Source organism: Psychrobacter sp. (genome assembly GCF_036731945.1).
In the GTDB taxonomy this organism is placed as follows: Bacteria; Pseudomonadota; Gammaproteobacteria; order Pseudomonadales; family Moraxellaceae; genus Psychrobacter.
In genome coordinates, this window is record NZ_DAINDI010000126.1 from 2,545 (window position 1) to 3,102 (window position 558).

At 49.8% G+C, this 558-nt stretch carries 1 protein-coding gene; it reads left to right on the forward strand.

Annotated features, from left to right (window positions below; all coding sequences use genetic code 11):
• A partial coding sequence (locus tag V7D75_RS14535; protein WP_333615140.1) for an HAD-IC family P-type ATPase occupies window positions 1–558 on the forward strand: 558 nt, incomplete at both ends.

The following is a 558-nucleotide window of genomic DNA, read 5'->3' on the forward strand; positions in this document are numbered from 1 at the left end:
GATGATTCGCCAGTCACCGGAGAGTCTATCCCTGTTGCCAAAACGATAGGTGACAAGGTGTTCGCAGGGTCGATCAATATGGATGGCGCGCTGCAAATACGCGTAGAAAAAACAGCTGCTGACAATACCATTGCGCGTATTATTGAGCTGGTAGAGCAAGCTCAAGCCTCCAAAGCACCCACTGCCCGTTTTATCGAAAAATTCAGTCGCTACTATACCCCAGCAGTGATGGCGATCGCCGCCTTAGTTATTATCATCCCGCCATTAGCGATGGGAGGCGAATGGGCAACTTGGCTATATCGCGGTCTAGCACTATTACTCATTGCTTGCCCTTGCGCACTCGTACTCTCAACACCAGCCGCTATCGCATCGGGTTTGGCTGTTGGCGCGCGTCGCGGTTTGCTTATCAAAGGCGGTAGCGCTCTTGAAATCATTGGTCGTGTTAATACCGTTGCTTTTGATAAGACGGGTACGTTAACTGAAGGCAAACCCCGCGTTACCGACGTTATCGCTTTTACCCAACAGCATATGGATACTCAAGGTGGAAATACGATATTA